The 14,034-nt window shown below is 74.0% G+C and carries 14 protein-coding genes; 1 reads left to right on the forward strand and 13 read right to left on the reverse strand.

Annotated features, from left to right (window positions below; genetic code table 11):
- Positions 1-333: 333 nt before the first annotated feature.
- Together AH6_RS44105 and AH6_RS44110 are read right to left on the reverse strand one after the other, a co-directional pair.
- A complete protein-coding gene (locus AH6_RS44105) occupies positions 334-780 on the reverse strand; it encodes a nitroreductase family deazaflavin-dependent oxidoreductase (RefSeq protein WP_067485081.1) in 447 nt (148 codons plus the stop codon).
- The gene (locus AH6_RS44110) at positions 777-1,205 is read right to left on the reverse strand and encodes a DUF6069 family protein (protein ID WP_067485084.1); all 429 of its coding nucleotides are present in this window, start codon (positions 1,203-1,205) and stop codon (positions 777-779) included. The genes AH6_RS44105 and AH6_RS44110 overlap by 4 nt, the downstream gene beginning before the upstream one ends.
- Before the next feature lie 113 nt (positions 1,206-1,318).
- Between AH6_RS44110 and AH6_RS26560 the strand changes: the two genes are divergently transcribed.
- Complete coding sequence (locus AH6_RS26560; protein ID WP_067485087.1) at positions 1,319-1,738, forward strand: MarR family winged helix-turn-helix transcriptional regulator; 420 nt, start codon at positions 1,319-1,321, stop codon at positions 1,736-1,738.
- A gap of 165 nt (positions 1,739-1,903) precedes the next feature.
- On the opposite strand, the gene AH6_RS26565 is transcribed toward AH6_RS26560, so the two are convergent.
- The 11 genes from AH6_RS26565 to AH6_RS26615 all read right to left on the reverse strand — a co-directional run bounded on the left by AH6_RS26565 (position 1,904) and on the right by AH6_RS26615 (position 13,892).
- The gene (locus AH6_RS26565; RefSeq protein ID WP_067485090.1) at positions 1,904-3,340 is read right to left on the reverse strand and encodes an acyl-CoA carboxylase subunit beta; all 1,437 of its coding nucleotides are present in this window, start codon (positions 3,338-3,340) and stop codon (positions 1,904-1,906) included.
- Positions 3,341-3,388: 48 nt separating this feature from the next.
- Complete coding sequence (locus tag AH6_RS26570; protein ID WP_067485093.1) at positions 3,389-4,699, reverse strand: beta-ketoacyl-[acyl-carrier-protein] synthase family protein; 1,311 nt, start codon at positions 4,697-4,699, stop codon at positions 3,389-3,391.
- A gap of 106 nt (positions 4,700-4,805) precedes the next feature.
- Entirely contained in the window at positions 4,806-5,063 is a 258-nt protein-coding gene (locus AH6_RS26575; RefSeq protein WP_067485096.1) for an acyl carrier protein, read from the reverse strand.
- A 50-nt stretch (positions 5,064-5,113) separates the two neighbouring features.
- Entirely contained in the window at positions 5,114-6,064 is a 951-nt protein-coding gene (locus AH6_RS26580) for a beta-ketoacyl-ACP synthase III (RefSeq protein ID WP_157431739.1), read from the reverse strand.
- Positions 6,065-6,090: 26 nt separating this feature from the next.
- A complete protein-coding gene (locus AH6_RS26585) occupies positions 6,091-7,008 on the reverse strand; it encodes an ACP S-malonyltransferase (RefSeq protein WP_067485099.1) in 918 nt (305 codons plus the stop codon).
- Positions 7,009-7,152: 144 nt separating this feature from the next.
- Positions 7,153-8,334 (reverse strand): PucR family transcriptional regulator, encoded by a 1,182-nt coding sequence (locus AH6_RS26590; protein WP_067485103.1) that lies wholly within the window; start codon positions 8,332-8,334, stop codon positions 7,153-7,155.
- A gap of 119 nt (positions 8,335-8,453) precedes the next feature.
- Positions 8,454-9,518, reverse strand: a complete 1,065-nt coding sequence (locus tag AH6_RS26595; protein WP_083983484.1) for an alpha/beta hydrolase — start codon at positions 9,516-9,518, stop codon at positions 8,454-8,456.
- Between the two features lie 112 nt (positions 9,519-9,630).
- Complete coding sequence (locus tag AH6_RS26600; RefSeq protein ID WP_083983485.1) at positions 9,631-10,896, reverse strand: acyltransferase family protein; 1,266 nt, start codon at positions 10,894-10,896, stop codon at positions 9,631-9,633.
- A complete protein-coding gene (locus AH6_RS26605; protein WP_067485106.1) occupies positions 10,889-11,818 on the reverse strand; it encodes an alpha/beta hydrolase in 930 nt (309 codons plus the stop codon). Before AH6_RS26605 ends, AH6_RS26600 begins: the two co-directional genes overlap by 8 nt.
- Positions 11,819-11,946: 128 nt before the next feature.
- Complete coding sequence (locus AH6_RS26610; protein WP_067485108.1) at positions 11,947-12,615, reverse strand: response regulator; 669 nt, start codon at positions 12,613-12,615, stop codon at positions 11,947-11,949.
- Positions 12,612-13,892 (reverse strand): sensor histidine kinase, encoded by a 1,281-nt coding sequence (locus AH6_RS26615; protein ID WP_083983492.1) that lies wholly within the window; start codon positions 13,890-13,892, stop codon positions 12,612-12,614. The genes AH6_RS26610 and AH6_RS26615 overlap by 4 nt, the downstream gene beginning before the upstream one ends.
- Between the last annotated feature and the right edge of the window lie 142 nt (positions 13,893-14,034).

Here is a 14,034-nt window from a genome sequence, read left to right on the forward strand (position 1 = left end):
CCGGCAGGGGGCCCACCCCCTACATCCCCGGAACAGCAGAAGGGCGAAGCCCTGCTGTGTTTACTTACCGAGGCGGGGGCTCCGCCCCCACACCCCCGGAACCGGCTCCGCCACACAACCACGTCACGGTGGCGCGGGAACAACCGGGTTCTAGGGACGTGAACTGTGCAAGGTCTATAGAAGACGAACCGTGCAAGCTCTGTAGGCATGGTGTTGTGTGGGCTGGTAGGGCGGGCGGAGCCGGGGTGGCCTTGAGGGGTGCAGGGGGCGGAGCTCTCTGTCAGGGGGTTGTAGGGGGACGGCGTCCCCCTGCCGGGGTTCTAGCGAAGGCGCTTATCCCTCCGGTAGTCGCTCCAGCACCACCAAAGGAATCTCCCGCCCCGCCTTGGCCTGATAGGCGTTGTACTGCGGGAAGATCTCCGCCATCGTGCGCCACAGCTCCGGTCGCTCCGCCGCCGTCGCGTCGCGTGCCCGCGCGCGGAACTTGTCGGCCCCGACCTGTAGGTGCACTTCCGGATTCTCGGACAGGTTCAGGTACCACGCCGGGTGCCGGGGCGCGCCGCCGTTCGAGGCGACCAGCAGGAGCCGGTCGCCGTCGCGGCCGTAGATCAGCGCGGTGCGCCGCAGCTTGCCGGACCGGCGGCCCCGCGTGGTGAGCAGCAGCGACGGCAGGCCCTGGTACATGTGGCCCTTCGCGCCGTCGCTCTCGACGTAGGTGCGGATGTGCGCGGCGACCCAGCCGGTGGTGTTGTCGATGACCTCTTCGTCGTGCGTCGTCACGGGCGCTCCTTCGCGGTCAATCGGAAGACGGGGATCAGGACGGCCGCGACCGCCACGTGTGCGAGCGCCAGTACGGCCTTGCTCCCGCCGGTCGCCTCCACGGTGAACAGTGGCACGAACGACAGCAGCAGGAAAAGTGAGGCGACGACCGTCCAGATCGTGGCGGCGCGGCGCGCCACCCGCTCCAGCACGGCGAGCAGGCCCCAGCCCAGCAGCGAGAACGCCAGGGCCATCACGATGAACGCGGCCGCTCCCAGGTCCTGCGGGTCCTGGCCGGGCGAGGAGACGACCAGGTCGTTGCCGAGCAGCGGTTCGCCGACCGCCCATACGACGGCGCTCGCCACGGTCGCCCCGGCCACGGCGAGCGCGCGTCGGCCGCGGCGGGCGCTCGTGCCGATGCCGGTGGTGCTGAGTGTTGCGGACACGGCTCCTCCTTGAGTGACTACATAGTTGGGGTTCTCAAGTTTTTGAGGAGCGTAACCCACATACTTGAGAACCTCAATAATCAAGTGGGTGAAGGAGAACGTAGGATCGGGGCATGAGCGTTACGCCGATCGTCGCCGAGCTGACCGACCTCGTCTTCCAGGTCGCCGGGCGGCTGAGCGCGGAGTTCAACGCGGCGGCGGCCGAGCTGGACCTGCCGCCCGCCCAGGCCCTGGCCCTGTCCACGCTGTGCGAGCCGGTCCCGATGCGCGAGATGGCCGACCGCCTGCACTGCGACGCCTCGAACGTGACCGGCATCGTGGACGGCCTGGAGCGCCGCGGCCTGGTCACACGGCAGCCCGCCCCGCACGACCGGCGGGTCAAGCACCTGGTGCTCACCGAGGAAGGCGCGCGGCGGCGGGACCTGCTGCTGGAGCGCAGCCAGGCCGAGGCCGCCGAACTGTTCGCCTTCCCCGACGCCGACCGGCGCCACCTGCGCGACCTGCTCGCCCGCGTCGTGGATGCCCGTGCCTGAACGCCATATCCGGCCGCTTGCACCTGAACGCCGTCCCTGGACGCTCGCGCCCGAACGCCGTCTCTGGACGTCGGCGCCTGCAGGCCGTCACAACGCAGGAAGTCCCTCGCAATGCAGAAAGCCCCCGGACCCACACGGATCCGGGAGCCTCCCCCTAAGCCCTACCTACAACGGAATGTTGCCGTGCGTCCCCCGCGCCGGGATCGCCTCGGCGATGGCGCGCGCCAGCGCCATGCGCGTCTCCGTCGGGCTCACCATCTCGTCGATGACGCCCAGCTCGCGGGCCCGCTCCAGCCCCCCGGAGAGCTTCTCGTGCTCGGCGGCCAGTTCCGCCTCCAGCGCCGGGCGCTCCTCCTCCGAGACGGCCGCGAGCTTGCGCCGGTGCAGCACCCGCACCGCCGCGACCGCGCCCATCACGCCGAACTCCGCGCTCGGCCAGGTGAACACCTTGGTCGCGCCCAGCGAGCGCGAGTTCATCGCGATGTACGCGCCGCCGTACGCCTTGCGCGTCACCAGCGTGACCCGCGGGACCGTCGCCGCCGCGAACGCGTGCAGCAGCTTCGCCCCGCGCCGCACCACGCCGTCGTGCTCCTGGCCCACGCCCGGCAGGTAGCCGGGCACGTCCACCAGCACCACCAGCGGCACGCCGAACGCGTCGCACATCCGCACGAACCGCGCCGACTTCTCCGCCGACGTGGCGTCCAGGCAGCCGCCCAACCGCAGCGGGTTGTTGGCGATGATCCCGACCGTGCGGCCGCCGAGGCGGCCCAGCGAGGTCACGATGTTGGGCGCCCACTTGGGGTGCAGCTCGACGTAGGAGTCCTCGCTGTCCACCACGCCCTTGACCAGCGGCATCACGCTGTAGGCGCGGCGCGGGTTGTCCGGCAGCAGCGTGGAGAAGTCGCGCTCGACGACCTCGTCGGTGCGCAGCCGCCCCTGGTGGCCGAGCAGCACCGCGAGCTTGCGGCCCTGCGCGATCGCCTCGGTGTCGTCCTTGGCGACCACGTGCACCACGCCGGACTTGCGGGAGTGCGGCTCGTGGCCGCCCAGGCCCGCCATGTCGATCTCCTCGCCGGTGACCGAGCGGACCACGTCCGGGCCGGTGACGAAGATCTTGCCGCCCTGGGACAACACCACGATGTCGGTGAGCGCCGGGCCGTAGGCGGCGCCGCCCGCGGCCGCGCCGAGCACCACCGAGATCTGCGGGACGATGCCGGACGCCCGCGTCATCGCCGCGAACACCTGGCCGACGGCGTGCAGCGACTCCACGCCCTCGGCCAGGCGCGCGCCGCCCGAGTGCCACAGCCCGATGATGGGCAGCCGCTCGCGGACGGCGTGGTCGTAGGCCGCCACCATCGCCTCGCAGCCCGCCGCGCCCATCGCGCCGCCCTGGATGCGCGGGTCGGAGGCGAACGCCACCACCGGCAGGCCCTCGACCCGCCCGACGCCGGCGAGCGCGCCGCTGCCGTCGTTCTCGTCGTTGATCGGCCGGAAGCTGCCCTGGTCGAACAGCGCGACGAGCCGGAGCCGCGGGTGCCGCGGGTCGAGGTCGGCCTGCTGGTCGGTGGCCGGGGTCAGCGGCCGGTTGTCGAGAACGGTCACGGTCGGAAGCTCCTTAGGTCACTGCGCGCACGGCGGAGCGGGTCTCGCTCAGACGGCGCGGCGGAAGGCGACCGACACGTTGTGGCCGCCGAAGCCGAACGAGTTGTTGAGGGCGGCGAGCGGGCCGTCGGGCAGCTTGCGCGGCTCGCCGCGCACGATGTCCAGGTCGACCTCGTCGTCCAGGTCCTCCAGGTTGGCGGTGGCGGGCACCAGGCCCTCCCGCAGCGTCAGGATGGTGATCACCGACTCCAGCGCGCCCGCGCCGCCCAGCAGGTGGCCGGTCATCGACTTGGTGGCGGTGACGTTGATGCGGGCGGCGGCGTCCTCGCCGAGCGCGGCCTTGATGGAGTTCAGCTCGGGGACGTCGCCGGCGGGCGTGGAGGTGGCGTGCGCGTTGACGTGCACGATCTCCTCGGGCCGCAGGCCCGCGTCGGTCAGCGCCCGGCGCATCGCCTTGGCCTGGCCGCCGCCGCTCGGGTCGGGCAGCACGATGTCGTAGGCGTCGCCGGAGTAGCCGGCGCCGGCCGCGATCGCGTGGATGCGGGCGCCGCGCGCGCGGGCGTGCTCCTCGGACTCCAGGATCATCACGGCCGCGCCCTCGCCGAGCACGAACCCGTCGCGGTTCTTGTCGTAGGGCCGGGACGCGCGCTCGGGCTCGTCGTTGCGGGTCGACATCGCGCGCATCGCGCCGAAGGACGCCATCTGCAACGGGTGGATGCACGACTCGGTGCCGCCGCAGATCACGACGTCGGCGCGGCCCGCGCGGATCATGTCGATGGCGTAGCCGACGGCCTCGCCGCTGGAGGCGCAGGCGCTCACCAGGGCGTGCGAACCGGCCATCGCGCCGAACTCGATGCCGACGTGCCCGGAGGCGCCGTTGGGCATCAGCATCGGCACGGTGAAGGGCGAGACCCGCGACCAGCCCTTCTCGCGGAACACGTCGTAGCTGTTGAGGGCGGTGTGCAGGCCGCCGATGCCGCTGGACAGCACCACGCCGAGCCGGTCGCCGTCCACGGTGGCGCCCTCGGGCGCGGCCGCGGCCTCCTCGGCGGCCTTGCGGCCCTTCTTGGCGGCGGGCGGCGCGTACCCGGCGTCCGCCCACGCCTCCCGCGCGGCGATCAAAGCGATGGCCTGGTTGCGGTCCAGGCGGCGCAGCTGCGGGCGCGGGATGCTCTCGGCCGGGTCGACCTTGAGCTGCGCGGCGAACCGCACCGGCAGCTCCTCGACGCCTTCCCAGTCAAGGTTGCGCACCCCGGACTCGCCGGCGAGCAGCGCGGACCAGGTCGACGGCACGTCTCCGCCGAGCGGTGTCGTGGCGCCGAGTCCGGTCACGACGACAGTGGTCGGGCTGTTGCTCATAGTGAGTGCTCCTCGCAAACTGGGGGGTGCGGTGGCGGCGCGCCGTCGGACCGGGGCGGGGCCCGGTGGGCCCGCGCTGGGGGTCGGCGGCGCGCCGCTCCTGCGGCTAGCCCTGCTGCTGCAGGTTCTGGACGAAGTTGATGACGTCCTTGACCGTCTTCAGGTTGCGCAGCTCGTCGTCGGGGATCTCGACACCGAACTGGTCCTGCGCGGCCACCGCGATCTCTACCATCGACAGGGAGTCGATGTCGAGGTCGTCGATGAAGTTCTTCTCCGGGGTGACCTCGGACTTGTCGATGCCGACGATCTCGTCGATGATCGCGGCCAGGCCGTCGAGGATCTCCTGCTCGGTGGCAACTGCCATGGTGTTTCCGTTCTCCTTCGTGGGTTGGTCCAGAGCCGGCGCGGACGGCGCTAGGGGATCTGGATGACTTGGGCAGCGTAGGCCAATCCGGCGCCGAACCCGATCAGCAGGGCCGGGGCGCCGGACGGCACGTCGCCGCGTTCGATCATGCGGGCCAGCGCCATCGGGATCGAGGCGCCCGAGGTGTTGCCCGAGCGCACGATGTCGTGGGCGACCACCGCGTTGACGGCCTTCACCTTGCGGGCGATGGCGTCGATGATGCGCAGGTTGGCCTGGTGCGGCACCAGCGCCGCCAGGTCCTCGGGGGCCACCCCGGCGCGCTCGCACGCCTCCAGCGCGACGGGCGCGATGGCGGTGGTGGCCCAGCGGAAGACCGCCTGGCCGTCCTGCAGGATGAACGACTGCCGGTTCTTGACCTGGATGCGGTCGGACTGGTCGCCGGCGCTGCCCCACACCACCGGGCCGACGCCCGGCTCGGCGCTGCGGCCGACGACCGCGGCGCCCGCGCCGTCGGCGAAGATGATGCTGGTGGAGCGGTCGGTCCAGTCCAGCCACTGCGACATCTTCTCGGCGCCGATCACCAGCACGTTGCGGGCGGCGCCGGTGCGGATCGCCGAGTCGGCGGCCGACAGCGCGTAGCAGAAGCCCGAGCAGGCGGCGTTGAGGTCGTAGGCGCCGGGGGCGGGGATGCCCAGCCGGTGCGCGACGGTGGCGGCGTTGTTGGGCAGCGGCGTCTCGTTGGAGCAGGTCGCCAGGATGACCAGGTCGACGTCCTCGGCCGGGAGCCCGGCCGCCGCCAGCGCCTTGCCGCCGGCGTGCACGGCCATGTCGGCGATGGTCTCCTCGGGGCCGGCGATCCGGCGCTCCTCGATGCCGACGCGGCTGCGGATCCACTCGTCGTTGGTGTCCATCAGCTTGGCCAGGTCGTCGTTGGTGACGACGTTGGCGGGCTGGTAGTCGCCGAAGGCCAGGACGCGGGAGCCGGGCGCGAGCTCGGGCATGCGCAGCCGGAGCGGTCTGGGGGCGCTCACGAGGTGTGCGCCTTGATCAGCTCGCGGGCCTTGTCGAGGTCCTCGGGGCTCTTCAGGGCGAGCAGCTCCACGCCCTTCAGCTCGCGGCGGGCGAGGCCCACCAGCGTGCCCGCGGGCGGCAGCTCGATGATCGCGGTGACGCCCAGCTCGCGGATGGTCGCCATGCAGGCGTCCCAGCGGACCGGGGCGCTGACCTGGGCGACCAGCCGCGCCAGGTAGTCGCGGCCGGAGTCGACGACCGCGCCGTCGCGGTTGGACAGCAGCGTGATCGCCGGGTCGGCGACCGGCGCGCCGGGGGCCAGCCGCTCCAGCGTCGCCACGGCGGGGGCCATGTGCTCGGTGTGGAAGGCGCCCGCGACCGACAGGGACCGCAGCCGCGCCTTGGCGGGCGGCTCGTCGGCGAACCCGGCGAGCTGCGCCATGGTCCCGGCGGCGACGACCTGGCCCGCGCCGTTGACGTTGGCGGGGGTGAGGCCGTGCTTCTCGATGGCGGCGAGGACCTCGTCGGCGTCGCCGCCCAGCACGGCGGTCATGCCGGTCTCGGTGACGGCGGCGGCCTCGGCCATGGCGCGGCCGCGCTCGCGGACCAGCACCAGCGCGGCCTCGGGGGACAGCACCCCGGAGATCGCGGCGGCGGCCAGCTCGCCGACGCTGTGCCCGGCGACGGCGTCGGGCCGCCCGCCGTCGGGGTAGAGGGCCTCGTAGGCCGCCAGCGCCGCGCCGACCAGCAGGGGCTGCGCGACGGCGGTGTCGCGGATCTCCTCGGCGTCGGCGGTGGTGCCGTAGCGGACCAGGTCCAGGCCCGTGACCGCCGACCACCAGGCGAGCCGGTCGGCGACTCCGGGTACCTCAAGCCACGGCTGCAGGAATCCGGGGGACTGGGCGCCCTGGCCGGGCGATGCGAGGAGAATCACAGCGATAAGCCTGCCCGTTGCGGGCGGGCCCTGCCGATGCGGATCGGTACGAAGTTTCGCCGGAGGGGTTTGTACGACCTCTACAAGGCGGGAGAAGGGGACATTCCGTGGCGCGGATGGCCCGCGGGCCCCGGGAGGCGCGCGTCAGGTGCGCGGGAGGCGGGCGGCGAACCGTCCCAGGACCAGCGCGATCCGCAGCGTGAAGGCGTTGCGGCCGTCGGTGGGGGCGAGGCCCGTCAGCTCGGTGACCCGGCGCAGCCGGTAACGCACCGTGTTGGGGTGGACGAACAGCAGCCGCGCGGTCGCCTCCAGTGACGAACCCTGCTCCAGGTAGGTGGCCAGGGTGTCCAGCAGCGGGGCCCCGGCGGCCTTCATCGGGTTGTAGACGTGCTCGACCAGGTAGCGGCGGGCGGCGTCGTCGCCGTCCAGGGCCCGTTCGGGCAGCAGTTCCGAGGCCAGCACCGGGCGCGGCGCGTCCGGCCAGCCGGCGGCGGCGCGCAGCCCGGCCATCGCGGCGCGGGCCGAGACGGTGGAGTCGTACAGGTCGTCGACCGGGGGGCCGACCACGACGGGGCCGGGCCCGCACTTGGCGGCGATGGGGCGGGCGGCCTCCAGCGGGTCGTCGGCCCCGCCGACGATCACCACGACGCGGCGGCCCTGCACCCCGGCCAGCACGTCCACCCGCGCGCGGCGGGCGGCCAGCTGCATCTGGTCGATGCTGACCTCGGGCTCCTCGTCCTCGGAGGTGTACCCGGCGATCACGGTGACGGGCTTGGAGGTCCAGCCGAGCGCGGCGGCCCAGGAGTGCATGCCGTCGTCGACCTCGCCGCGCAGCACGGCGTTGACCACCAGGGCCTCCAGCCGGGCGTCCCAGGCGGCGCGCGTCTCGGCGGCCTGGGCGTAGACCTGGGCGGCGCCGAACGCCACGTCCCGGGTGTAGCGCAGGATCGCCTCGCGGAGCTGGGGCTCGCCGCCGGGCGCGGCCAGCTCGCCCAGCCGGGTCTCCACCACGTCGATGATCACCCGGACCATGTCGATGGTGTGCTTGAGCTTGATCGCCCGCATCAGCTCCCGGGGCGCGGTGCCGAACACCTCCCCGGCGATCGCCGGTTTCGACTGCTCGGCGCTCTTGAACCACTCGACGAACGCGGCGATGCCCGCCTGGGCGACCAGGCCGATCCAGGAGCGCTGCTCCGGCGGCATCCGCCGGAACCAGGGGAGCTGCTCCTCCATGCTGGCCAGCGCTGCGGTGCCGAAGGTGCCCATGGCCTTCTCCAGGCGGGCGGTCGTCTGCTCGCGGATGGCGGCCTCGTTCGCGGTGTCCACCCGACCAAGGGTGCCATCACCCGGGCGATGGCCCGGCACGACGGGCCCGGACGCGCCGCCGGGAAAGGGCGGGAGCGACGGCCGCCGTGGGGCTCCGGCGGACCGGTGGCCGGTCCCGGTCAGTGCCGGGACACCTCGGCGGAGTGGCCGAGGGCGATGGCGGTGAGGTTGCGCAGCGACGTCGATCCGGGGGCCAGGTAGTCGCTGTGACCTGCGGTCCCGGCGTCGAAGACGCGGGCGCCGAACGGTCCGGAGACCGGGTCGGCGCCCAGGCCGAGGCCGAGGAACCGCACGTGCGGGACGCCCTCCATCCAGTCGCCGCTGCCGCGCCCGGCCCAGACGCGGGCGGTGCGGCCGAGCTGGGAGGCGCGCACGGCGGTGGTGCCGGGGCTGCCGAACAGGGCGATGTCGGTGACCGCGCGCCAGGCCGCCCCGTCCGGCCCGCGGCCCTCCAGCGCGGCGCGGCCGCACACCACCGAGCCGTAGCTGTGGCACAGCAGCCCGAAGCGGGCGCCGGGGTTGACGCCGTGCACGCCCACCAGGAAGCGGCGCAGTTCGGCCGCGCCCTGCTGGGCGCGCTCGTCGGTCAGCACGTCGCTGCTGAAAGTTTTGGGGGAGGCGTAGCCGAGCCAGGCGACGACGGCGAGGTCGGTGGCGGGGTCGGTGCCGGGGGAGGAGCGGCGCGCCTGATCGTAGACGGCGCGGATGCCGCCGCCGGGCGCGGCCCAGGGCCGTCCGGCCTTGAAGTCGAAGCCGCTGAGGGTGGTGTCGGCGCCGGGCACCAGCAGCGCCACCCGGCGGGCGCGGGTCAGGTCGCCGACCACCTCGACGGCCTGGCCTCGGCCGCGCGCGTCGAACGACAGGAACCGGCGGCCCGGCTGGAGGAACGCGCCGAGCGCCTTGGCGCGGTCGCGGTCGTGCACCTTGTGGGCGGTCTCCAGCGCCAGCTCGATCGAGCGGCGCTCGGCGGCGTACCGGGCGTCCAGGGTGGACGGCGCCAGCGTCGGCACGGGCCCGGGGGCCGCGTACGGGTCGGCGTGGCCGGTCCCGGCGGTCGTCAGCAGCACGCCGCCGATGGTGACCGCGCACGCCAGGAACCGGCGCAGGCGGCGGGCGCGGCGCGGCGGGGAGGCGGGGCGGGCCGGCAGGCGTGCTGGGAGGCGGCTCGGCAGGTGGGGCGGCATGGCCTGTCTTTCTACCGGATGTCCTGGGGTGCTCCGGGAAACCGGGGGTCGGGCAGCGTGTTCGGGGACGCGGCTCCTCCATGAGATGTACGGAGCGGCCCGGAAGTTTGGCTCAAGATCGTTCCGATCGGCGGCGGCCGTGCGCTAGGGCGGCGAGGCCCGCCAGCGCGAGCGCGAGCGCGAACGCGGGCAGCCACAGCAGCCTCGCCAGGGGCCATCCCGGGTCGTCGGGGCAGTCGTGCAGGCCCGGCAGCGGCCCGGCGGCCAGCAGCAGGACGACGGTGACCGACATCATGGCGGTCTGGTGCCACAGGAAGACGGTCATCGCGCCCAGGTTGGCGGCCGCGACCGTCGCCCAGGCGCGCGGGCGGCGCGTCCAGCGGGTGAGCGGTCCGCGCAGCAGCAGAGCGAGGCCGGTCTGCGCGAGCCCGAACGCCACGGCCGCCAGCGTCGGCGGGTTGAGGTTGGAGACCTCCGCGCCCGGCACCCCGACCATGCTGGCGGGATATCCGGCCCACAACACCAGACCGACGGTGGCGAGCGCGCCGCCCACCAGCAGGAAGGCGGCGGCGCGGACGCCCGCGAACGCGCCGTGCGCCCACGCCACGCCCAGCGAGAACGGCACCAGCCAGCCGGTCAGGACCGTCGCCCAGCCGAGCCAGGCCGGGCCGTCCAGCCCGAAGCGGACCACGTCCACCAGCGCCGTCGCCGCCACGGCCGCGACGGGGAGCCGCCACCGGTACCGGAACCAGGCCACTGAGACGAGCGGGGCCAGCGCCGTCAGCACGCCGTAGACGATCAGGAACCACAGGGGGCTGAGCACGAGCTTCACCAGAGTCCGGACCGTGCCGGGCGGGAAGCCGCCCAGCCACAGGGCGAGCGCCGCCGGAACCCAGACGATCAGCAGCAGCGGCACCGGCCGCCACAGCCGCGCCAGGCGTTGCTTCGCCCAGGCGAAGGGGGCCACACCCGGCCGCAGGCCCTTGGCGGCCCCGTATCCGCCGACCAGGAAGAAGACCGCCAGGGTCTGGAGCACCCAGGAGACGGGCGTGAGCGCGGGCCGCTCGGCCAGCGGGCTGACGGTGCGCAGCCCGCCGCCGGTGGCGGTGAGCGCGGTGATCAGCCAGTGGCCGAGGACGACGCCGAGGATCGCCAGGGCGCGCAGGGCGTCCACGGCCCGGTCGCGGTGGGCGGGGGTGGCGGCGTCGACGCGCGCGGCGAAGCGGTCGAACGCGCTCGCCGGGCGGTACCCATTCGGGTGGGGCTCGTTCGGGCAGGACTCGTTCGAGCGGGGTTCGCTCAGGCGCTGGTAGCGGGCGGCGTGCCAGGCGGGCAAGCCGAGGACCTTGGCGGCGCGGGGGCTCTCGTGGTCAGCCATGCCGCACCTCCGCGTCCCGGCCGAGCGCGATCAGGGCGAGGTTGCGCAGCGCGGTCGATCCGGGCTTGAGGTAGGCGCTGTGCGGACCGGCCCCGGCGTCGAAACGGCGCGCGCCGAAAGCGGGGGAGAGCGGGTCACGGCCGAAGCCCAGCCCGGCCATCCGGACTTTCGGGATGTACTGCATCCAGTCGCCTCGGGCGCGGCCCGCCCAGACCTTGGCGGTCGTCCTCAGGTCGGCGACCGATCCGGCGGTGGTGCCGGGGCTGCCGTAGAGGGCGATCTCGTCCACCGGCAGGCCCTTGGCGCGGCCGCACACCACCGAGCCGTAACTGTGGCACAGCAGGCCGATCCTCGCGCCCGGACTGGTCCTGCCGAACCCGGCGATCAGGGTGCGCAGGTCGCGGGCCGCGTCGTCGGCGTGCCCGGTGCCTAGGACGGCCGGGCTGAGCGTGGACGGGGAGTCGTAGCCGAGCCAGGCCACTACCGTCAGCCGCGTGCCGGGCGCGGTGCGGCGGGCCTGCTCCTGGAGGGCGCGTGCGCCTCCGCCCGCCCACTTCCAGGAGTCGAAGTTGGTGAGGTTGCCGTCCGCGCCGGGGACCACGACCGCGATCCGGTCGGCGCGTCCGAGGTCGCCCAGGACCTCCACGACGCGGCCGTGGCCGCGCGCGTCGAACGACAGGAACCGGCGGCCCGGCTTCAGGAAGGCCCCGAGGGCGCGGGCGCGGCCGGTGTCGCCGACGCGCTCGGCGGTCGCGCGGGCCCGCCCGATGTCGTGCCGGACGGCGTTGTAACGGGCCGCCAGCGCGGACGACGACAGCTCCGGCAGCGCGGCGGGCGCGGCGTAGGGACCCGACCCGGCCTGCGCGGAGGTGACCGAGGCCGTCACCGCCAGAACCGCCGATACCGCCGCGTACCTGTGCATCAGGGGGCCTTCCTGGTCAGCGGAGTGCGTTCACCAGGAAGCTAGAAATCGGGACCCCTCGTGCAGATCAACCGGCGGTGCCGTCTTCGGACGTACCACCGGGGTATGACGCGGTCTACCGGCAGGCGTCAATCGCCGGGTCGCACCAGCCCCACCTCGTACGCGTAGACGATCGCCTGCGGCCGGTCGCGCAGGCCCAGCTTCATCAGGATGCGGCCGAAGTGCGTCTTGACGGTCTGCTCGGCCACCACCAGCTCGGCGGCGATCTCGCCGTTGGACAACCCGCGCGCCACCAGCGCCAGCACCTCGGTCTCCCGCTCGGTCAGCGCCTCCAGCCGCTCGCGGGACGGGGCGCGCGGCGCGCCCAGCCGGGAGAACTCCGCGATCAGCCGCCTGGTGATCGACGGCGACAACAACGCGTCGCCCGCCGCCACCACCCGCACCGCCTCGGCCAGCTCCCCGGCCGAGGCGTCCTTGAGCAGGAACCCGCTGGCCCCGGCGCGCAGCGCCTCGTAGACGTAGTCGTCCAGGTCGAAGGTGGTGAGCATCAGGACCTTGGGGCGCTCGGCGTCGCCGGGCTCCGACAGCAGGGCGCGGGTGGCGGCCAGGCCGTCCATGACCGGCATCCGCACGTCCATCAGCACCACGTCGGGCCGCAGTTCGGCGATCACGCGCAGGCCCTCGGCACCGTTGACGGCCTCGCCCACCACCTCGATGTCGGGCTGGGCGTTCAGCAGCACGCCGAAGCCGGTGCGCACCATGCCCTGGTCGTCCACGATCACCACGCGCACGCTCATCGGGGGTCCTTCACGGGCAGGGCGGCGGTCACGGCGAATCCCCCTTCTGGCGTGGGCCCGGCGGCCAGCGTGCCGCCCAGCATCGCGGCCCGCTCGCGCATCCCGACCAGGCCGTGCCCGCCGCCGGGGGGCGAGGGGGTCGGCCGCCGGCCGGGCGGGGCGGGCCCGTTGACGATCTCCAGCCGAAGTATGCCGCCCGCGCGCTCGGCGTTGAGCCGGACCCGGCTGCCGGGGGCGTGCCGCATCGCGTTGCTCAGCGCCTCCTGGACGATCCGGTAGGCGGTCAGGGCGACGCCCGGCGGCAGCCGGTCCAGGTCGCCCGCCCGGTGCTCGGTGACGGCGAGGCCGGTGCCGCGGGCGTGCGCGACCAGCTCGTCCAGCCGGTCGAGGCCGGGCTGCGGCGCGGTCTCGGCGCCGTCGGCCGAGCGGAGCACGCCGAGGACGCGGCGCAGCTCGGTGAGGGCGTCCAGCGCGGTCGCGCGGATCTCGGCGAGGTCGGTCCGGGTCTCGTCGGGCAGCTCGGCGACCTTGTAGGGGGCGGCCTCGGCCTGGATGGCGATCATCGACATGTGGTGCGCGACCACGTCGTGCAGCTCGCGGGCGATGCGCTGGCGCTCGGTCAGCACGGCCTCGGCGTCCTGGTGCCGCTTCTCCTGCTCCGCCAGCGCGCGCCGGGCGGAGGTGCGCAGCCGGACGGTGTAGCCGACCAGCAGCGCGAGCAGCAGCAGCAGGATCGCGCCGGGCGCGCTCTGCGCGTCCTTGATCAACGCTCCCGCCAGCGAGATCAGCCCCGCCCCGACCGTGACGTTCCGGGGGCAGCGCACCGCCACCGTGTACAGGCAGGCCATCGCGACGAACGACCCGGCGGGGACGTAGGGGACCGTCAGCCAGTCGCCGACGTCGACCAGCGCCATCGCCAGGAAGCTCAGCCGCCAGGCGGCCAGCGGATGCCGGTCGCGCAGCAGCAGCGGCAGGCACACCAGGGCCGCCGAGAACAGCAGGGTGCGGTCGCCGGGGTGCAGACCGCGCCTGGCGGTCTCGGTCTGGAGCAGCGAGTACGAACCGGCGGTCAGGGCGACGGTGAGCCCGATGCCGACGAGGGCGACCACCAGGCCGTAGGGCAGGCGGCCGACGCCGATCCAGCGTGTCCAGGCCAGCCAGCGGGGCCAGGGCCGGTGCGCGGGGACGGGATCGGCCCTCCCGGTCACGGCGGCGTCCAGCACGCCCACCAGCAGGGTGCGCAACCTGCCCGTTTCGTCGGAGTTCTCGCCGGTCATGGTCACAGGGTAGGGACCGGGCGGGCGCCGCCGGATGACACCGGGGAGCCAGGTGGCGTCATACCGGGGTAGGGGGTCGCCGCTTCGCCCACCGCCGGTCGAAGGGCGTGCATCCGGGCGGACTAGCGTGGACCGACCGCCA

The organism is Actinomadura hibisca NBRC 15177, from assembly GCF_001552635.1.
GTDB classification, from domain to species: Bacteria; Actinomycetota; Actinomycetes; order Streptosporangiales; family Streptosporangiaceae; genus Spirillospora; species Spirillospora hibisca.